This is a genomic window from Actinocrispum wychmicini, assembly GCF_004345645.1.
GTDB classification, from domain to species: domain Bacteria; phylum Actinomycetota; class Actinomycetes; order Mycobacteriales; family Pseudonocardiaceae; genus Kibdelosporangium; species Kibdelosporangium wychmicini.
Map to the genome: position 1 here is coordinate 1,016,703 of NZ_SLWS01000002.1, position 19,786 is coordinate 1,036,488.

17 protein-coding genes are annotated in these 19,786 nt (G+C 69.3%); 5 read left to right on the forward strand and 12 right to left on the reverse strand.

All coding sequences use genetic code 11. The features are described 5' to 3' along the window. Positions 1-4 precede the first annotated feature (4 nt). Genes EV192_RS12970 through EV192_RS12980 form a run of 3 tightly spaced genes read left to right on the forward strand, consistent with a single transcriptional unit; the run spans position 5 to position 2,466 of the window. The gene (locus EV192_RS12970) at positions 5-913 is read left to right on the forward strand and encodes a winged helix-turn-helix transcriptional regulator (protein ID WP_132114709.1); all 909 of its coding nucleotides are present in this window, start codon (positions 5-7) and stop codon (positions 911-913) included. Positions 914-941: 28 nt separating this feature from the next. Continuing rightward, positions 942-1,274 (forward strand): YciI family protein, encoded by a 333-nt coding sequence (locus EV192_RS12975; protein ID WP_132114711.1) that lies wholly within the window; start codon positions 942-944, stop codon positions 1,272-1,274. Then, on the forward strand, positions 1,267-2,466 hold the full coding sequence (locus EV192_RS12980) for an RNA polymerase sigma factor (RefSeq protein WP_132114713.1): 1,200 nt from the start codon (positions 1,267-1,269) through the stop codon (positions 2,464-2,466). The genes EV192_RS12975 and EV192_RS12980 overlap by 8 nt, the downstream gene beginning before the upstream one ends. On the opposite strand, the gene EV192_RS12985 is transcribed toward EV192_RS12980, so the two are convergent. The 3 genes from EV192_RS12985 to EV192_RS12995 form a co-directional block, all read right to left on the reverse strand. Further along, positions 2,457-2,816, reverse strand: coding sequence for an RNA-binding S4 domain-containing protein (locus EV192_RS12985; RefSeq protein ID WP_207926004.1), 360 nt, complete (start codon positions 2,814-2,816; stop codon positions 2,457-2,459). The genes EV192_RS12980 and EV192_RS12985 overlap by 10 nt on opposite strands. A 70-nt stretch (positions 2,817-2,886) precedes the next feature. After that, the gene (locus tag EV192_RS56795) at positions 2,887-3,180 is read right to left on the reverse strand and encodes a response regulator transcription factor (RefSeq protein ID WP_132114715.1); all 294 of its coding nucleotides are present in this window, start codon (positions 3,178-3,180) and stop codon (positions 2,887-2,889) included. 102 nt (positions 3,181-3,282) lie between these two features. After that, positions 3,283-4,377, reverse strand: a complete 1,095-nt coding sequence (locus EV192_RS12995; RefSeq protein WP_132114717.1) for a Gfo/Idh/MocA family protein — start codon at positions 4,375-4,377, stop codon at positions 3,283-3,285. Positions 4,378-4,467: 90 nt separating this feature from the next. On the opposite strand from EV192_RS12995, the gene EV192_RS13000 reads away from it, so the two are divergent. Further along, positions 4,468-5,064 (forward strand): TetR/AcrR family transcriptional regulator, encoded by a 597-nt coding sequence (locus EV192_RS13000; protein WP_132114719.1) that lies wholly within the window; start codon positions 4,468-4,470, stop codon positions 5,062-5,064. Here EV192_RS13000 and EV192_RS13005 read toward each other — a convergent pair. Further along, positions 5,048-6,085 (reverse strand): AraC family transcriptional regulator, encoded by a 1,038-nt coding sequence (locus tag EV192_RS13005; RefSeq protein WP_132114721.1) that lies wholly within the window; start codon positions 6,083-6,085, stop codon positions 5,048-5,050. The genes EV192_RS13000 and EV192_RS13005 overlap by 17 nt on opposite strands. Before the next feature lie 84 nt (positions 6,086-6,169). Between EV192_RS13005 and EV192_RS13010 the strand changes: the two genes are divergently transcribed. Then, positions 6,170-7,036, forward strand: coding sequence for a DUF3060 domain-containing protein (locus EV192_RS13010; protein WP_132114723.1), 867 nt, complete (start codon positions 6,170-6,172; stop codon positions 7,034-7,036). 3 nt (positions 7,037-7,039) lie between these two features. On the opposite strand, the gene EV192_RS13015 is transcribed toward EV192_RS13010, so the two are convergent. From EV192_RS13015 to EV192_RS13050, 8 genes are read right to left on the reverse strand one after another with little or no spacing between them, the layout of a single operon-like run. Further along, entirely contained in the window at positions 7,040-7,600 is a 561-nt protein-coding gene (locus EV192_RS13015) for a GNAT family N-acetyltransferase (RefSeq protein ID WP_132114725.1), read from the reverse strand. Between the two features lie 2 nt (positions 7,601-7,602). Continuing rightward, positions 7,603-8,811, reverse strand: coding sequence for an MFS transporter (locus EV192_RS13020; protein ID WP_132114727.1), 1,209 nt, complete (start codon positions 8,809-8,811; stop codon positions 7,603-7,605). A gap of 13 nt (positions 8,812-8,824) precedes the next feature. Next, entirely contained in the window at positions 8,825-11,962 is a 3,138-nt protein-coding gene (locus EV192_RS13025) for an amidohydrolase family protein (RefSeq protein ID WP_243726800.1), read from the reverse strand. Between the two features lie 37 nt (positions 11,963-11,999). Beyond that, positions 12,000-13,460 carry an NAD(P)/FAD-dependent oxidoreductase gene (locus EV192_RS13030; protein ID WP_132114729.1) on the reverse strand — a complete coding sequence of 487 codons (1,461 nt, stop codon included), beginning with the start codon at positions 13,458-13,460 and terminating at the stop codon, positions 12,000-12,002. Positions 13,461-13,481: 21 nt separating this feature from the next. Next, entirely contained in the window at positions 13,482-15,632 is a 2,151-nt protein-coding gene (locus EV192_RS13035; RefSeq protein ID WP_132114731.1) for an aminotransferase class I/II-fold pyridoxal phosphate-dependent enzyme, read from the reverse strand. Then, positions 15,629-17,713 (reverse strand): aminodeoxychorismate synthase component I, encoded by a 2,085-nt coding sequence (pabB, locus tag EV192_RS13040; protein ID WP_132114733.1) that lies wholly within the window; start codon positions 17,711-17,713, stop codon positions 15,629-15,631. The genes EV192_RS13035 and pabB overlap by 4 nt, the downstream gene beginning before the upstream one ends. Positions 17,714-17,741: 28 nt before the next feature. After that, a complete protein-coding gene (locus EV192_RS13045) occupies positions 17,742-18,035 on the reverse strand; it encodes a chorismate mutase family protein (protein WP_132114735.1) in 294 nt (97 codons plus the stop codon). Between the two features lies 1 nt (position 18,036). Beyond that, on the reverse strand, positions 18,037-19,371 hold the full coding sequence (locus EV192_RS13050; protein ID WP_132114737.1) for a phenylacetate--CoA ligase family protein: 1,335 nt from the start codon (positions 19,369-19,371) through the stop codon (positions 18,037-18,039). Positions 19,372-19,786: the final 415 nt, after the last annotated feature.

Genomic DNA, 19,786 nt, shown 5'->3' on the forward strand with positions numbered 1-19,786 from the left:
GGCAATGAAGTACACCGAGCTGGCCGACGCGAACTGCGCGATCGCCCAGTCCCTCGCGGTCGTCGGCGACTGGTGGACGCTGCTCATCGTCCGGGACGTCGCCGGCGGCATCACCCGCTTCGACGCGCTCCAGCACGAGCTCGGCCTCAGCCGCCGCACCCTCGCCGAACGCCTCAAGACGCTGGTGGACCATGACGTCCTGGAGAAAGTGACCTACTCGCAGCACCCGCCGCGCTCGGAATACCACCTCACCGACGCCGGACGCGGCCTGCTGCCCGTGCTGATCGCGCTGCAGGACTGGGGCACGAGGTACGTCGCCGGAGACGGGTCACTGACCGCCACGAGCACGCCGACGTCAGCGGAGGCCAGGCGGGTCCACGACCTGGTGGGCAAGCGGATCCCGGACCTCACCCTGGGCTCCACCCACGGCCCGACCGACCCGGTGGCCACGTCGTGGACGGTGCTGTACGCGTTCCCCGGCGCGTTCGCCCCGGGCGGCACACCGCTCCCGCCTGGCTGGACCGACATCCCCGGCGCGGCCGGCTGCACCTTGGAAGCGACCACGTACAAGACCCGGTACCCGGCGTTCGCCCAGCTCGGCGCCGCCGTGCACGGCCTGAGCACGCAGCGGCCGGACCAGCTGCTGGCATTCGCCGAGCACGCCGGCCTGCCGTTCCCCCTGCTGTCCGACCAGGACGTCACGCTCACCGCCGCGCTCCGGCTGCCCACGTTCCGCGCCGGCGGAGCCGACCGGCTCAAGCGGCTCACCCTGGTCGTCGACCCGGACCGGGTGATCCGGGCCGTCCAGTTCCCGATCACCGACCCGGCGGGATCAGTCGACGAGGCGCTCGGACATCTCGAAAACTTTTCCGTCGGGGCTGTCCGGACGGGCGGGGGCCGTTCGTCATCCTGATGACCAACGACCTCGAAGGAGCCCGACCATGAAGTACATGATGTTCGTCTGCAGCGACAGCGAGCCGGACACCGACACCAGCCCCAACACCGACATCGAGGTCTGGGTGACGGAGAACGACACCAAGGGCCGTCGGCTCGACGGCGACGCGCTCCATCCCACGTCCGAGGCCACGACTGTGCGTGTGCGCCACGGCGAACTGCTGCTCAGCGACGGCCCGTTCGCCGAGACCAAAGAGGTGATCATCGGCTACGACATCCTCGAATGCGTCGACCTGGACGAGGCCATCGAGGTCGCCCGCGCCCACCCGATGGCCCGCAACGGGCGGCTGGAGCTGCGGCCGATCGGTTGGAATGGCTGACCCGAGCGCGGCCGTCGCGGCGGCGGTCGCGGACTCCCGGGCCCGGATCGTCGCCGCCCTGATCCGGATCACCGGTGACTGGACGCTGGCCGAGGACTGCGCCCAGGAGGCGTTGACGCTCGCGGTGGAGCGTTGGCCGGTCGACGGCGTACCGGCCAACCCCGGCGGCTGGCTGATGACAGTGGCCCGCAACCGGGCGACGGACGTCCTGCGCAGGGCGTCCGTCGAGCGCCGCAAGCTGCGGGAGCTGGCGTCACTCCCGGATCCCGAGCCGATGGAGGAGGTGGAGGTCGTGGACGACCGGCTCCGGCTCATTTTCACGTGCTGTCACCCCGCGCTGGCGTTGGAGGCACGCGTCGCGTTGACCCTGCGCACCATCTGCGGCGTGCCGACCGGCGACATCGCGCGGGCGTTCCTGGTCAGCGAGTCGACCATGACCCGCCGGCTGACCAGGGCGAAGACCAAGATCACCAACGCCGGCATCCCGTACGCGGTACCCAGCGGCCCGGCGTTGGAGGAACGGCTGCCGGGCGTGCTCGGCGTGCTGTACCTGCTGTTCACCCGCGGCTACGACGCGGACGGCGAGCCCGCGTTCGCCGACGAGGCCATCCGGCTGGCCCGGCTGCTCGTGGAGTTGCTGCCCGAACCGGAGGTGTACGGCCTGCTGGCGTTGTGCCTGCTGCAGCACTCCCGACGGGCCGCTCGTCGGGACGCCGACGGCAACCTGCTCGTTCTCGACAAGCAGGACCGGAGCCGCTGGGACCACGGCGCCATCGCCGAGGGCCTTACTGTGTTGGCCAAGGCGCGCGGCGGTCCGTACTCGCTGCAAGCCCGGATCGCGGCCTGCCACGCCACGGCCCCGGACGCCGCCGCCACGGACTGGCCGGCCATCGCCCGCTGGTACGACGACCTGGCCCGGCTCCAACCCACCCCGGTGATCGCCCTGAACCGGGCCGTCGCGCACGGCTACGCGCACGGCCCGGTCGCCGGCCTCGCGCTGCTCGACCAAGCCATGGCCGGTGGCGCGCTCGACTCATATCCGCTGGCCATCGCCGCCCAGGCCGACCTGACTGCGCGCAACGGCAACCCCGTGCACGCGGCTGCCTTGTTCCGCCAGGCGGCCAACCTCATCGACGTCGAGTCCGAACGCCGCGCCCTGCTCGACCGGGCCCGGGAGCTTGATCAGGACTGACGGAATTTGTCCAGGACCCGGCGCTCGCGTTTGGTGGGGCGCCCGGCGCCCCGGTCGCGGCGGGCGACGGGCAGCAGCGCGACCGGTGGTGGCGGGGGTGTCCGGTCGATGAAACACGTGGCCGCGTCCGGCGCGCCGACCCGTTTCTCGATCACCCGGACCACCTCCACGATCCGGGTGGTCGGGCCGACGCGGGCGCGTACCTCGTCGCCGGGTGACACCGTGGTCGCGGGTTTGGCCGGCCGGTCGTTGACGCGCACATGCCCGCCCCGGCACGCCGCCGCGGCGTCCGACCGGGTCTTGGTCAGCCGGACCGCCCACAACCAGCGGTCCACACGAGTGGACTCCACCACCCCATCATGGCTCAAGAAGTCGGGGCCGGCTCTGTCCCCCCACCACAGAGCCGACCCCCCGGACCGGTCATTCGGTCCTGGTAAAGCCTGACATGTCGGCGCTGGGCGGCACTATTGGCGGTTCCGCCATGCTGGAACCGCCGCATTGACAAGGCCGGCGCGTCCGCGATTCGACGAACACCACGGCCGCGCCCACCCGCGAGGTGACACCCAGCTTGAGAATGATCCGGCTGACGTGCGCGCGCACGGTTCGCTCCCGGATTCCCAGCAGGCGGCCGATCTCCCGGTCGGTCTTGTCCGACGCGACCATTCGCAGCACTTCCCGTTCCCGCTTGCTCAGCTTGGCTTGGACAGCGTACATACGCCGATCTCCTTCGCACGGCGAAGAAGGCGTCTGTACCTCTACGGCCGACCAGGAGGCGAGAGCCTCAGCCGATCAATCGAGACAGGAACAGACCGCCTTTCACGGACTCCCCATTGTCCCACAGAACTGTGTTGCCGTGGCCAGAAGTTCGTGCACCTCGCGAGCGGCCTGGAAATCAGGAGTGACGGCTGTTCCGTCCCGCAGATCGGCCGCGAAGCTTTGGTACAGGCGGGCGACATTGGCCGCGCTGATCGGGAGTCCGTTGTCGTCGGCCAGCTGGACGGGGAGCCATTCCCGGGTGCCTGGCCGGGATTCGTGCAGACGGATTCGGCCGATCTGGAGCTGGTCCGCCCACGGGTCCGCTTCCGGCACTGACATCAGCGCGAGATTTCCTTCGGTGCCGGCGATCTCGATGCGTGTCCTGGGCATGGCCGCTTCGCTGTCGTGCAGATGGATGGAGACCAGTGCTCCGCTTTCCAGCTCGGCGGTGGCGACGAAGTGGTCGGGCGCGGTGACGTCGATCGGCTCGCCGGTTTCCGCGACCCGATGGTCCGTGACGCGGACTGCGGTTCGCGCGGACAGCTCGCGGATCGGTCCGAGGATGTGCCGGACAAGGTCGATCGTGTGCCCACCGAGGACTTCGACCAGGCCGGCGGCCCCGCGCTGGTCGTACGTGTACGCGGTCCATGCCGGAACGTCGAGCGCGTTGCCTTTGCTACGGGCGCTGTAGACCGTCGCAGACTGTACGGTCCCGATGCGGCCGTCGGCGATCATCGCCCGCGCTGTACCGACGGCTGGGGCGTACCGCGCCTGTAGACCCACGGCGGTACGGACTCCCTGTGCCGCGGCTACCAACTCGGCGGCTTCGTCGGCCGTTGTTGTCAGTGGCCATTCGCAGTACACGTGTTTGCCCGCGTCGAGCGCCGCGGTGACCAGATCGACGTGCGTGGCGACCTGCACGGTGACCACCACGAGGTCGACGTCGGGATGCCGGACCAGACTGTGGACATCCGTGAACGCGTGCCGTGCGCCGAACCGCTCACGCGCGGCCTGCGCGCTGTCCTCGCGCGTGGTCGCCACCGCGGCCAGCTCGAACTCAGGCAACGCCTGGATCGCGGGGACGTGCGCGCGTGCGGCCCAGCCGCGGTCCGGGTTCGCCCCCAGGATTCCGACGCGGATCGGCCTGGCCGTCATTCCACACCTCCGTAACCGGGTCAATCTGTTCCGTTTCTCGCACGGTACCAGAAGCGGAACGCCTTGTTCCGGTTGAGTAGACTCCTGGGTATGGACTCCGCTGTGGACGCGCTGCTCACGCAGAGCGGGAACGCTCCCAGGGCCGACGCGCGGCGCAACGCCGAACGGTTGATCGCCGCGGCCCGGCAGGTCCTCGACGAACAGGGGCTGGACGCCACCACGCGGGACGTCGCGAACCGCGCCGGCGTGGGCCTGGGCACGCTCTACCGGCGGGTTCCATCGCTGGACGCGCTGCTGGCGGCGATCCTCACCGACACCATCGAGGAGATGACCGACCGGGCCTGGCGGGCGCTCGACGACCCCGACCCCTGGCAGGGGTTCGTCGACTTCGCCGAGGACTACGTCCGGTTGCGGGCGTCCAGCTGCGGCCTGCACGACGCGTTGTCCGGTGCCGGTGCCCACCTGGACCTGGAGCCGAGGATCACCCGCCTGCGGCGCGCGATGCGCCAGCTCGTCCGGCGGGCCCAGGACACCGGTGTGATCCGTGGTGACGTCGACTGGCGTGATGTCCCGTTCGTGCTGGCCACCGCGATCCCCGCGGACCACACCATCGGCCTCACCCCCAAGCCCGACCAGTGGCGCCGGAACCTGCGCGTCATCCTGACCGGGCTCAGAACTGCCGAGTAGCCGTGGAGACCCGGTCACGGCCTGGAGTCGTTCCGGTCCAACGCAAGTACGCGCGGTGGAAGGACCGTGGGTCGGCGAATCCGACCAGAGACGCTATTTCCTTGAACGCCCGGGGACTGCTGCGGACCAGGTCCGTCGCGAGCTGACGACGGGTGGCCTCGCACACCGACCGGAACGTCGTCCCTTCCTCGGCGAGCCGGCGGTGCAGGGTGCGTTCGCTGACCGCGAGGGCTTTCGCCGCCGTGGCGACGGTCGACGGTTTCCCGCTGAGGAAGTGTCGCAGCAGCCATTCCCGCACCTGCAAGGCGTACGAGGGCGCCACGTCGTGGGTGGCCCGCAGGCCGGCGATGTGATCGGTGAGCGCGTCGGCCAGGCCGGGCCGGGCGGTGCTCACCGGGAGGTCGAGAATGTCGGCGGGCACGAGGATCTCGGTGTGCATGGCGTCGAAGACGAGGCCGGGGCCGAAGTACGCGCGGTGCTCGGCGGTGTCGGACGGCGCGGGGTGGGTGAAGGCGACCCTCGGCGCGGTGAAGTCCTCGCCGAACTCGCTGTGGAATCCGGTGAGGAAGTCGGCGATCTGGAACTCCGCCTCGCACCGGGTGCCGAGCCGGTCCGGCGAGAGCCCGTCAAGCACGATGCTGATCCCGCCGGGCCGTTCGACGGCGATCAGGGTGTACGCGGTGGTCCAGGCGGTGGTGCTCTCGGCGGCCGTGATGATGCTGTCCCGAACGGTGGCGCAGGCGGCAGCCAGGTAGGTCACGGGGCTGCGGGCATCCGTAAAGCCGTTACGGGCGACGCGCAACGGGAAACCGGGATCGTTGACACGTCTCATGATCGTCTCCCACACCTCGAACAACCGCGCGGCGGGCAGGCGTTGGGCGAAGTCGGTCAGCTCGTCCGGGTAGAACCCGGTCAGCGCACGCAGTTCACCTCGGCTTATGCCGCCGCGCAGCGCTTCCTGCAAGATCTGGTACACGGTCACGACCGTGTGGGTGGCGGCTCCGTGGCGGGCCCGGTCCATGGATTGGCAGAGTAGACCCTTGGTGTGCGGTCGCCGCGTTGGCAGGTTGTCCTCCGAAATCGGGTGGAGGAAAGGACAACATCGATGGCACGGACGGCAATCGGCGCACTAGTGGCGTTATCCCTGGTGACAGGGTGCACCACCACCGCGGGAACCAACACTGCGGCACCGGTGGTGACGTCGCCGCAAGTCGCCCCCGCCGCGGTGGGCGCGTCGTGTCAGCCCGGTTCCGGCCGCGCGGTGACCAGCGGCGGACCGATGAACATGACCGACATGTCCGCGCAGCAACTGTCGTGCGCGGTGTTCGACCACCTGACCATGAACCAGGTGAACCTGCGGGACAGCCAATTGGCCGGGGCGCGCTTCACGTCGTCCACTCTGAACAAGGTGATCTTCACGCACGCCAACCTGATGGGCGCGGTGTTCGACGGCAGCACGCTGAACTTCCCGGACTTCACCAACGCCGACCTGCGCGGCGCCACCCTGGGCAACGCCCAGCTGAACGGTCCGGTGTGGACGGGCGCGACCTGCCCGGACGGTACGGCGACAGGAGACTGCGCCGGGCACCTGAACCCGGTGCCCGCCGCGGCGTCCACGGCGCCCCCGTCCACTCAGTCCGAAACCACCGTGGCGGCACCGCCCGCCACAGCGACGCACACCGCGGCCCCGACGTCAGCGGCAGGTGACGCCCCGAAGGCACCGGCCATCTTCAACGACCACGCCAGCGGAACCTACAGCTGCACCGGTGCCAATGTGGCGATCAACGGCGCCGGCAGCACCGTCCACCTCACCGGCCAGTGCGCCAACGTCCTGGTCAACGGCGCCGGCAGCCACGTCGAGATCGACGCGGCCAGCCGGATCATCGTCAACGGCGCCAACGCCCAGGTGACGTACCACAACAGCGCGCAGGTCCTGGTCAACGGCGCCGGCGCGACCGCACACCGAAGCTAGTGGTCACCGGGGATGCGGCTGTACCCAGTCGCGGGCGAGCATGGCGTAGACCACTTCGTCGGTCCATTCGCCCTTGACGAACTCGTTCTCGACGAGGTGCGCCTCGTGCCGCATCCCCAACTTCTCCACAACCCGCGCGGACGCGGTGTTGCGGCCGTCCATGTGTGCGGCGATCCGGTGCAGGCCAAGTGTTTCGAAGCCCACGACGATCAGCGGCCGGGTTGCTTCGGCCGCGTATCCCTTGCCGCGGTGGTCGGGGTGCAGCACGTACCCGACCTCGCCCTGTTTGTGCTCCTCGTTCACCCACCTGAGGTGGACGTCGCCGATTAGGGTGTCGCCCAGCATGACGGCCAACAAGAGGATGTCCCCTTCCGCGGCCAGCTTGGTGTACGTGACCCGCTCGGCGAGCCGCTCCCGGACCTCGTCCCGGGTCCGTGGCGACGTGTACAGGTACTCGTGGACGTCTTCACGGCCCTGGATCGCGTACAGCGGTTCCAGGTCGTCCTCGGTGAACGGGCGCAGCAGCAGCCGCTCGGTCCGGATCGGTTCCTTGACTATGAACACGGCTACTCCGCGGCGGTGGCAGGAACCGGGTCGGGCTCAGGGGTGAGCGAGCGGGTGCCGGTGATGGTCGCGAGGGCGGCCACCGCGCCGCAGCCCACCGTGAATCCGAACACCACGGCGCTGGAACTGTGGTCGGCCAGCGCACCGGCGACCGCGTTGCCCGCGGACATGCCCAAAGTGAGCGCGCTGCCGATCACGGCGAAGCCCTCCGCGAGCGACTCCCGCGGCACGATCGAGCCGACCAGTGAGCTGCCCGTGATCAGCACCGGTGAGATCCCGACCCCGGAGAGGATGACGAAGCCGACCATCGCGCCGACCGTGTCGACGAACATCAGCGGCGCCATCGTGAGGCACAGCAACACGTTGGTGGCCAGGAGCTTGCGCGGCAGCGGCGCGTCCCACTCGACCATGCCGTACGCGAACCCGGCCACCATGCTCCCGACGATCATCAACGCCAGCAACAGGCCGGCCAGGTCGGGTTGGCCGTGGTGGCCGGCGAACGTGATCACACCGACGTCCGCCGCGCCGAGCAAGGTGCCGGTGGCCAGGTAGCCCAAGGTCAGCAAAGGCATGCCGCGCAGGCGGATCACGCCGATCCGGACACGGCCCGCGGTCGGGTGCACGGGCGGTTCGGACCGGCGCAGCATCGCCATCACCATCGAGCCGGCGACCGTCAACGTGATCGCGCCGATCAGACCAGCGCTGGGGAAGACGTCCACGGCGAGCCACACCACCAGCAGCGGGCCGACGATGTACACGACATCGTCGAGCACCGCCTCCAACGCGTACGCGGTCGGCATCCGCTTCCCGTCGTCCAGCACCGCGCTCCACCTGGCCCGTACCAGGGATCCCAGTGGCAGCGCGGACGCCCCGGCCACGACCGTCACCGGGAAGTACGTCCACGCCGGCGCTCCGGACACCACCACGAGGACGACCGCCACGACACCACAGGTGTGCACGAGGGTCGTCCACAGGATCACCGGCCGCTGGCCGCGCCGGTCGGCCAGCCGGGCCAGTAACGGCGCCGAAACCGCGTTACAGAGCCCGAACGTCCCGGCCACCGTGCCGGCCAGGGCGTACGAGCCGGACACGGCCTGGACCAGCAGCAGGCAGCCGAGGGTCCGCATCGACATCGGGATCCGGCCGATGAAGCCGGCGACGACGAAAGCCGCGGCGCCGGGAACCTTCAGCAGGGCGCCGTACGCGCGCATGTACGCAGTCTCCTCACCGTGCCCGACAACATCCGTTGTGGGCCCATTCCGGTTCGTGCCAGTAGTAGTCGTCCGTGCCAGCGGCGCGGGCAGCCGGGTTCAGCCGGGTGCCAGTAGTGGTCGCAGCCGCGGCGGCGCGGAACGGTGCGAGCAGCTCGGGCACGGTCGTGGGACGCCCGCCCACCATCACCGTCCGCACCGCCGCGGCGGCGTGGATGTCCTGCAGGGGATTGCCTTCCACAAAAGCAAGATCGGCGAGTTTACCGACCGCTATCGAGCCTATCTGGTCGTCAAGCCCCAGGCACTTGGCGGCGTTGCCGGTCGCGGTGACCAGGGCTTCGCGCGGGGTGAAGCCGTATTTCACCATCGCCCGCAGGTTCTGGTGCAGGCTGATGCCGATGTCGTCCAGCGCGGCGTCGGTGCCGATCACCACCAGCCCGCCCGCGCGGTGCACGCGAAGCAACATGTCGACATCGCCCACGGTGTAGGCGTGGTTGATGTCCGACCCTGGCCCGCCGTCGGCGTCCGCCGCCTTCTGCAGCAGGCGCTGGTACTCCCAGTCCGGGAACAGCACCTTGGTGCGTTCGTCGTCGAGCAGCGACCGGTCGCCGATGAACATCTCGCTGGCGAACAACGTGGTGGTGGAGATCCACATCCCGCTCGCCGCGAGGATCGCGACCGAGTCGGACGCGGTCTTGCCCGCCGCGAAGCTCAACGTGCGCGAGTAACCGAGCCGGTTGCCGCCGCCGGTGTGTTCCTGGCCGTCGTGACCGGTGTGCGCGGCCGGATACAGATAGTGGGACGTGACAGGGATGCCACGGTCATGCGCCCACCGCACCACGTGCTGCTCGAACGACACCGGCATCCGCATGTACGCCTTGACGAGGTCGTAGTCGAGTCCCCGCGCGCGGTCGAGTTCACGTTGCAGTTGCTCAAACGTGAACACCGGACGCATGAAGTTGTAGTACGCGCGGGTGCCGTCCAGTGCCTCACCCGTGCCCAGATAACGCGGCCCCACCCGGGCTCCGGCCGCGAGCGACTCCCGGGTCTCGACCATCTGGTACGCGGGATCACCCGGCGAGCGGCTGGTGGTGACGCCGTACGCCAGCCAGAGCCGGCCGCTGCGGTCACCCCACTGCCGGCCGCGCAGGTGCCAGTGGTTGTGCGTGTCGATCAGGCCGGGCATGACCGTCAGCCCGGACGCGTCGATCACGTGGCCGGCGATGTTGCCGGCTCTGGGCAGGGCAGCGGCGATCCGGCCGTCCTGGACCACCAGGTCGACGTGGCGACGCAACTCGGCGCTCGTGCCGTCCCAGATGGCGCCGGCGCGGATCACCACCCGGTCCGGCGAGGACACCGGCCGCCAGGTCAGGTTCACGGGCACGGTACAGCCGTGTCCGCCGTCGATGTCGACCGTGCGCAGGGCGCCGTTCGACAGGTACAGCACGGTCTTTCCGTCGGCGCTGACCGAGACCGAGTCGCTGACCTCGTCGGTGAGCTGCCGGGGCGGCCCGGTGATCTTCCCGGTCCGGTCCACCGGAACGCGCCACACCAGGCTCTCCATCGCGAAGACCAGGTACCTGCCGTCGACTGTCCACACCGGACCGTCGTCGCCGCGGGTGGCGATCGACCGGTCGGTGGCCACCGGCTGGTAGCGGATCTCGTTGGTACGCAGGTCGACGATGAGGACCTGGTTGTGTCCCGCGCGGGACCGCCGGGAGTACGGCCGGATCGCGGCCAGGGCGAGCATGGTGCCGTCCGGCGACCAGGTCGGCCGGCCCGGCTGGTACATCGCGGCCACGACCTTGCTCGCCGTGTTGGCGGCAAGGTCGAACACCCAGGTCGCGCCGCTCTCGTCCTGGTAGGCGATCTTCTTGCCGTCCGGGGAGAAGCGCGGGGTGATCTGCGCGTTGGGCAGGTCGGTGAGCCGGTCGGACTTCCCGGTGGCCAGGTCGTACCGCCACAGGTTCGCCGTGCCCGCGCGGTCGCTCACGTACACCAGCGAGCGACCGTCGGGAGCCCAGTCGGGATCAGTGTTGAAGAACCCATCCGCCACGATCTTCCGCGGCCGGCCACCGATCAGCAGCAGCCACAAGCTGTTCAGCGCCCGGAACGCGACCTGCCGGCCGTCCGGGGACAGCACCGGGCCGGCGATCCCCTTGACGTCGAACGGACCCCGGGCGGTGAAGTCGGTGGGCCGGCGACGGTACCGCCGCCGGGCGAGCGGGACGACCGCGGTGAACGCGACGTCCTTGACCTCGCCGCCGAGCACCCGACGGCGGATCCGGCCGTCCGCGGTGTACATGATCTCCTTGTCGGACAACCAGTCCGGCGCGAACGGCGACACGTCCTCGTGCTCGCTCACCACCTTGTCGCCGACCACCAGCTCGGCGGTCGGGCCGGTCACCCGCACGTAGCCGAGCGTCTTGCCGTCCGGCGCGAACTGCGGGCCGTACAGGGACGTCTCGCCCGTCGCCGTGACCAGCTGCTGCCGGTTGCCGGACGCGAGCTCGACGACCTCGATCACCGAGTAGTCTACAACGTACACAAGCTTGGTGCCGTCCGGCGACCACGACGGCATGGTGAACGTGTGGTTCCCTTCGGCGGCCACCCTGGTCTGCCCGGTGGCCGGGTCCACCAGGCAGATCCGGTCCTTCTGCCCCTGGTCGGAGGAGTACGCGACGAGTTTCCCGTCCGGCGAGACCCGGGGCTCCAGGTCGTAGCCGGGACCCCGGGTCAGCTGGCGCGGGGCCGAACCGTCCACGCCGATCCGCCACAGGTTGTAGACGCCGTCCCGGAACGACTGGAACACCAGGCTCTTCCCGTCCGGCGACCAGTCCGGCTGGGTGGCGTCCTGCACGTCGTCGGTCAGCCGGCGGGCCGGCCCGCCGTCGAGCGGGACCAGCCAGATCGCGTTGAGCGCGTCCATCGCGATCATCTGCCCGTCCGGCGACGACACCGCGCGGATGCTCGATCCCTCATGGACGGCCACAGCGTCTTCCACCGCGCGGTCCGCGGCGCTGTCCGCGACCGCTTCACCAGGCGCGATCGCGGATCCGAGCCGCGCCGCGCCGCCCACGGCGGCCAACTTGCCGCCCCGGCGAAGCAACTCGCGACGGGGCAGCCCCGGCTGATCCTCCCGAGTGGACACTCCAGACCTCGTTCTCTTCGTTGTTACTGGGGGAAACTCACACGCCGGTGCGGCTGGCCTCGTAGTAGTCGCGGAGCATCTTGACCAGGCTCGGGTGGATCCGGGACGCGGCCAGGAGCTCGGGCGGCGGAACGAACTGCGGGTCGAAGTCCTCCGCCCACTTGGTGTACGAGGGTCGCATGTTGTACTCGACGATGACCGGCCAGTCGACCGTCACCTGCCAGTTGTACTCCCAGCCGGTGGCGAGCATGTGCGTGACCGCCTGGTCCACCGCCTCCTCGCGGGTCATCGGCTGGATCGGCGCCCGGACCGGCCGGAACCGCTCAAGTTCGAGCTGCGGCTCCTCGCCCAGGATCCGCGCGGCCATCTCCTTGGCCAGCAGCGGCGACAGGTGCAGGCCGTCGCGGTACGTGCCGGTCATCATCCACAGGCCGGCCAGGCCCTCCGTCTGGCCGAGCAGCGGGAACGCGTCCAGCGACACCGGCCGGTTGCCGACCTGCAGCCGGCTCAGGCCGCTGTTCCACAGGTTGGTCCGGACCTGGCGGTGCGCGCAGTCCAGCAGGAACTGCACGTCCCGCAGCACCGGGGTGTCCTGCGGTTCCGGCGTGATGATGTTCGTCGCGCCCACGTACACCTTGCCGTCGCCGCGCGGGACGATGTGCAGGCCGCAGGCGAACGCGCGGTTCGGCGTCCGGATCACGCTCTTCGGCGAGGTGTTGTCCTCGGTGTCGATCAGCGCCGACACGCCGTATCCGCTGACCAGGCGCGGCACCCGACGGGCGATGTCCGGGACGGTGTCCAACAGGTCCTGCGAGCGGACACCGGCCGCGAGCACCACGTCCTTGGCTGACACCGTTTCCCCGGAGGTGAGGGACACACCCTGGATCTGGCCGTCGGCGTACTCCAGCCGCAGCGCCGACTCCGCGATCAGCACCCCGCCCGCCAGCAGGTACGACTGCTGCAGCTGGTCGAGCAGCCGGTGCGAGTCGACCGCGTGCTCGCCCGGGATGAAGAACGCCTTCAGCGAACGCTGGCTGGCGTGCGCGACCATCCACTCGACGTCCGCAGGATCGATGTCCTCGTACGGCTCCTCGTACTTGTCCAGCTGGGTGCGGATGGCCGCGTAGTTGCCTTCGTCGATCCCCGGGCTGCCGACCGTGTTCAGGTGGACGACCGTGCCGTCGGCGGTCTGCACGTTCGGCTGGCCGGTCTCGTCGGCCAGCTGCTTGGACCACTCCGGCCACATCTTCCGGGCCTGCACGTCCATGTCCAGCTTGTACCGGCCGTGGTCGCTGGCCACCAGGGTGGTGGTGACCTCGCCGAAGCAGCCGTTCATCGCGCCCGCCGCCGTCGACGCGGCCCACGGCCGGTGCGGCTCGCCGAGCACAGCGACCCGTACCTTGCGCCTGGCAAGGGTGAGGCCGAGCGAGAGACCGAGCGCGCCGTTGCCTACCACGACGACGTCGTAGGGCCGCTTGTCCGACTCAGTGAGTGACACGGGAATTCCCTTCTTGAGGTATCAGTGATTGGTGACGAGCGAACGTTCGAGCCCGAGAGCGTCGGCCGCGGTCTCCAAGTGCTCACGCTCGTGCAGCGCGGACAAGGCGAACCGGACCAGCCCGGTGCCCTTGGCCACGGTCGGGAAGAACGCGGGCAGCACGAGCACACCCGCAGCCCTCAGCCGGCGCGTCGCCGCGAAGCCGGCTTCTTCGGTGGCGAAATGCGCCCCACGCACGGGCGAGCGCAACCCGGCGTTGACCATCTGGCCGCCAGTGAGATCGTCGAACACTTTCGCGTTGTGCCACAGGCGTTCCTGCAGCCGGGCCACCTCGCCGGACAGGTGCAGGCGGGCGGCGGCCACGTCGGCCGCGAGCATCGGGACCATGATCGAGTGGCCGAACACCAGTGGGTTCGCGAACTTCCGCAGTACGTGCACGTCGTCGTCGCTGGGCACGACCGCGAAGCCGCCCGAGCCGCCGAACCCCTTGGACAGCGAGCCGGCGATGACCACGTTCGGCGGCAGGTGGTCGCCGAACTCGTCGAAGGCGTAGCCGCCGCCCAGCCGTCCGGCGATCGAGATCCCGTGGGCGTCGTCGACGTAAAGGTGGCCGCCGTACGGCTTGACCGCCTCATGGAGGCCGACCACGTCGATCAGCCCGCCCATCGAGCCGACACCGTCGACGAGCACGATCGGCGTCCGCCCGGCGGCGCCTGCTTCGGCGAGGATGTCCGCGAGAGCCTGTTTGTCGTCGGAGTCGAACCGGTGAACCGGGCCGATCTGTTCCAGGATGCCGCGGATGACCTGCATGGAGGCGTGTGCCGTGCGGTCGATGACGAACGTGGCTCCCTTGTCGGACACCGGGTAGCTCGGCAGCGCCCCCGAGCCGAGCAACGGCAGGAGTCCCAAGTGGACGTTGCCGACCGACGTGAACGCGACGACCTTGTTCCGGTCGTACACTTCGGACAGCAACTCCTCCAGCTCGCCCAGGTACACCGGCCGCATGCGGTTGCGCGAGGAGGAAAGATGCGCGCCGTACCGCCGCAACGCCGCCTCGGCGGCGGCCACCAGATCCGGGTGCTCTTCCAGGCCGATGTAGGAACACGAGACGAACTCGACCGCGGTGGAGCCGTCCTCCAGGCGGACCTGCTTGCCCTGCCGCTCGGTGACGACGTGACCGGTCAGCCCTTCGTCGAAGGCGCGGTCCATCGAGTCGGACGTCCTGCTGATCCGCGACTCGACCCAGTTCGTCGGATGCGGCTCCTGCTGTGCCAACGACATCGTGTCTCCCCCCACTTCGGTCGGACGGGTCATCTCCGTGAGAGCCCGCGCGCAGGCGTCGGCGTAGTGCGCGCGGTGTTCGCCAAGGAGGTCACGGCATTCGGCCAGCACACCGGCGAAGTCGGCGAACCGGTCCACTCGCCCGGCGAACCGCCGCACCTCGTCCGCCAGTGCCGCGCGGGCCGTGGCCGCCTCCTGGCTGCCGGCCTGGACGTCCCAGTAGACCTCCGGCTCGGCGGACGTGATCCGGGCCAGCAGTCCGAGCAGCATCGCGTGCGGCGGTGGCGCGACCGCGCCCAGCTCGGCGATGTCCACGTCGAGCCGACTGAGCGCGAGGCCGAACGCGAGCACGGCGGTGTGCGTGAGCGCCTGGGACGCGGCGGCGAGCCGGTCGTGGTCGCGGACGTGCACGACCTTGCCGCCCCAGCTCTCGATGAGCCGCAGCAACCGCTGTCCCCGTTGTCCAGAATAGACGGTGACGGTCGCGACCGGCCGGCCCTCGATGCCCAGCGACGGCGCGAACATCGGGTTCAGGCTGAGCACCTCAAGGTCGTCCGCCGCGCTGACCAGCTCGATCATCCGTGCCTTCACCGAAAGCGTGTCGACGAGCAACGTTCCGGCGGTCAGCACCTTGATCAGCGGCCTGACCGCGACGAGCGCGACCCGTTCCGGCACCGCGAGGATCACCACGTCCGCGCTGGCGAGCTGGTCGGCCAGCGGTCCGTTGATGTCGGTGATGTCGCCCTGCAGGAACGGGATTCCGTTGTCCGGCCTGGCGATCGTGTCGACGACCAGGACGTGCGCGCCGGACAGGTGCAGCAGGCGGGCGAACATGCCGCCCACCGCGCCGCCTCCGACGACGACGCACCGATCGAGTCCCGTGTCGTTCATCGGCTCAACTCGGCCTGCTCGGTCATGCTCGCCGCCATCGCCGCCAACATCGCGCGCGACTTGACGACCGTCTCGGTGTACTCGTCCTCGGGGTCGGACAGCGACACGATCGCGCCGCCCACACCGAACGTGCACCGGCCGTTGGCCGACACCATGGTGCGGATGACGATGCTGAGATCGGCCGCGCCGCCGAGCGAGAACCAGCCGAGCGCCCCGGAGTACACGCCCCGAGGGCCCTCTTCGAGCCGGTCGATGATCTCCATCGTTCGCCGCTTCGGCGCGCCGGTCATCGAACCGCCCGGAAACGCCGCCCGGACACAGGAAACCGCCGACTCGGCCGGCCGGAGCGTGCCGCGGACCGTGGAGACCAACTGGTGCACCGACGCGTACGTCTCCACGTCGAACAGCAGTGGCACGTGCACAGACCCGACCTCGCACACCACGTTGAGGTCGTTGCGGACCAGGTCCACGATCATCAGGTTCTCGGCCCGGTCCTTCTCGTGCGCCCGCAGGTCCTGCCGGAACAGCTCGTCCTCGTGCGGTGTCGTCCCGCGCGGCCGGGTGCCCTTGATCGGCTTGGACTCGGCCACCCGGTCCGCCCCGATCGACAGGAACCGTTCCGGCGACGAACTCAGCACCGACAAGTGCGGAAAGTGCAGGAACGCGCCGTACGGCACCGGGCTGACCCGGCGCAACCGGGTGTAGGTGTACAGCGGGTCCGCGAGTTCGGGCGCGCTGACCATGTTGGTGAGACACACCTCGTAGGACTCGCCGTCCCGGATCTCCGCCAGGCACTCGTTGATCCGGTCGAGGTACGCCGGCTTGTCGTGCCGCGGCCGGATCTCCGGCAGGTCCGGCACGACGGTCAGCACGTCGGTGTCCGCGGCCAAGTCCTGTTCCGGCAACGAAAGCAGCCTGATCGCGGTGTCAGCCAGCCAGGCGGTGGCCGGCTCGGTGTCGCTGTCGCTGAGCGACAACAGATACGTCACCCGCTCGACGTGGTCGAGCACCACCATCCGGTCGGCGAACAGCAGTGCCGCGTCCGGCGTCTCCGACCTGTGCACGTCGTCGCCGGTGGTCTCGGCTTTCAACTCGTAGCCGAGATAACCGACATAGCCGAGGTTGAAGTCGAACGGCAGCCCGTCGGGCACGGGCACGGTCCGTTCACGCAGCCGCTCGTCGAGGAAGTCGAAGAAGCGCTGCCGCACGCGTTCGGTGCGATCGCCACGGGAGACGCTGACCGTGCGGTCCGCAACGGAGTAGGTGACGTACTCGGCCAGCGGCCCGGTGCCGTCGCCGAGGAACGAGAACCGCGACAGGCCGTCAACGACCGAGCTGCTGTCGAGCCAGAAGCTGTGCGCCGAGCCGGCGAACAGCTCCCGGTGCACCGCCTCGGGGTCGGGCAGGGCGGGCAGTTGGCGAACGTGTACCTGCAGCGTCGTCCGTGTCCTGAGCCTGATCTGTTCCACGGGCGCCGGCGGGCTCACCGCTGGCGTCCGGTCGCCGCCGCGCGCCAGCGCGAGGTCACGGAAGTTCGCGAGCAGTTCCCGGCCGTACTCGGTGCCGATCGACTCCGGGTGGAACTGCACGCCCCAGATCGGTCTGGTCCGGTGCCGGACACCCATCACCACGCCGTCCGTGGCCCACGCGATGACCTCAAGGTCCTCAGGCACCTTCGTCAACGCAAGGGAGTGGTACCGCACCACGGACAGCGGCAGCGGAAGGCCTTTGAACACGTCCACACCGGTGTGCATCACGGACGAGACGCGGCCGTGCATGGGCTCGGGCGCGTGCTCCACCACCCCGCCGAACACGTGGCTGATGCCCTGGTGGCCAAGGCAGACCCCGAGGGTGGGCAGGCCGCTGTCCCGGATGGCCGCGGCGCACAGGCCGAAGTCGCGGTCCCGGTCCGGACGGCCCGGACCGGGTGACACCACCAGGCTGTCGAACTCGTCGAACCTGATGTCCCGGATGTCCACGTCATTACGGACCACCGTTGGCGGCCGTCCGTCCAGTTCCCCGAGAAACTGGTACAGGTTGAACGTGAATGAGTCGTAGTTGTCGATGAGAAGCGTACGCATCCTCGAAGTCCCCCCACGAGGCGAGAAATCAGCAGGCAGTGGGATCGGCGATCACAATGTCCTCGACCCGGCACGTCTCGTCGACGATCACCGTGTAGAGGCGGCGAAGAAAATCCTGATCTATACCATGTACCGAACCATATTCGGCCGCTCGGTTCTGCACGATCCCGATCCGGTGCGGCTGCATCATGGGAACGTTGTGTTCCCGTTTGTGGTGTGCTATCCGAACGCAGCACTCGATGCGCTGCCGGATTATGTCGAGCAGCCGGCCGTCTATCCCGTCCAGCTCCTCGCGCAGTTCCGTCAACCGGTCAGCGACCATCTCACATCCTCTGGTAGAGAACCGGGACCTTGTCCCGTTCGGTCCGCGCGAACATCTCGGTGCCCACCCGTTCCACCGTGAACCCGGCGCAGCGCGGGCCGGCGATCACCTGGTGGATGTGGTGGGCCTCGTGCAGCGACTCGGCGACGATCGCCGTGGTCAGCCCGGCCGGTGTCCGCGGCGACAGCAACAACCGCACCTGGTAGTGCGGGAAATCCCAGAGCACCTGGAACTGGCAGTCCGCCGGGTCGGTGACACCGAGCCCGGTCAGCCGTTCCATCAGCTGGTCGGCGGACACTTTCCAGGTGTCGACGACGAGTGTCTGCCCGGTCCGGCCGAGCAGCGTGAGCAGCCGCGCCGAACTGCCGCACGCGCAGCCCGGCGGCCCCAACCGGCCGCGGTCGCCCACCCAGTAGCGGAACAACGCCATGCCGGTCGTGGACAGTGGCGTCACCAGCACGGCTCCGGGACTGCCCTCGGGCACTGGTTCGCCCGTGGTCTCGTCCACGATCTCCACCACGACCGCGTCCTCGTGCACGTGGTGGGTGGCGTGTTCCAGGTGGGGGCACTGGTAGCCAATCGGGCCCGTCTCGGTCGTGGAGTACGCGAACGACCGGATCGTCACGTCGGGCGCGACCGCTTTGATCAGCTCTTGGCGCGCGGGCCCGACCGGCTCGCCCAGATAGAGGAGATTCCGCAGGTGGCGGCCGGGTTCACGGACGATCAGATCGGTGCCGTACGCGGGTGACGAGACCACTGTGTCTATGCCGTGCTCGGCCACCAGTTCGGCAACGTGCGGGATCGTCGGCTTCGTGCCGAGCGGGAAGGCCAGCGCCCGGATGCGGCGCAGCACGTCGTGCACGAACGTGAAAGCGCCGCCGAGCTCGGCCGGATGCATACAGTTGGCGACCTTGCGGGGCAGGTCAGGCGCGGCGGCGCGAACACCGCGGGCGCCGAGCAGGTTCACCTGCCGGGTGAACTCCCACGAGTGGTACATGACCTTGTTCAGGCCGGACGTGCCGCTGGACCGGATCACCAGGCCCCCGTCATCGTCACCGTCGCCGAAGAGCAGTTCGGCCGACCTCGGCGGGCAGGCCGCCTCCAGGTCCTGCGGCGCCAGCACAGGTAATCGGGCCAGGTCGGTGACGTCCGTGACCTGGTCGAGCGCCGGCCAGCGCCGCCGGACCGAGTCGCTCGCACCGGCCGCGGCGAGCATGGCGTGCAGGTTGTTGTCGCGCAGTCTCTCCAGGTCCGGCCTGCTCAGCGTGGACAAGTCCGTCGCGAGCACGATCGAGCCCGCGACGCCGTTCGGAAGTGAACGTGTCTCAGTGGTCATGATTCGCGGCCGATTTCCCTTCCCCTAGGTGTTCGACGGCGCAAGATCACTACGGTATTTGAGGCATGTTTCCGTCACCTGGATTACAAAAAACTCCACGGCCGGTGAAGGCTTAGCGAACAATGCCCAAGATCAATTGTGACGGCGTTGCGAGATTCATTGCACACTCGTCCTCCCCAGTTCGGTCAACACCATGGCATGACCCCCGTGATGATCGCAACCCATCAATCGATGGGTTGCGAACCATGCACCTGGCAAGTAGTGGGCAGCCAATTGGCCTGCTCCACCAATCGGTTGAGTGGCTGCTCTCTCGGGTGATATTCGGGTAGCATCGCCCAGCGGAGCCCTGGGGGAGGGGGTAGGCGCTCCCGAGTTCGTGCGGTCGCGTGACCGCGGTCCTGCCATCGAATTCCAC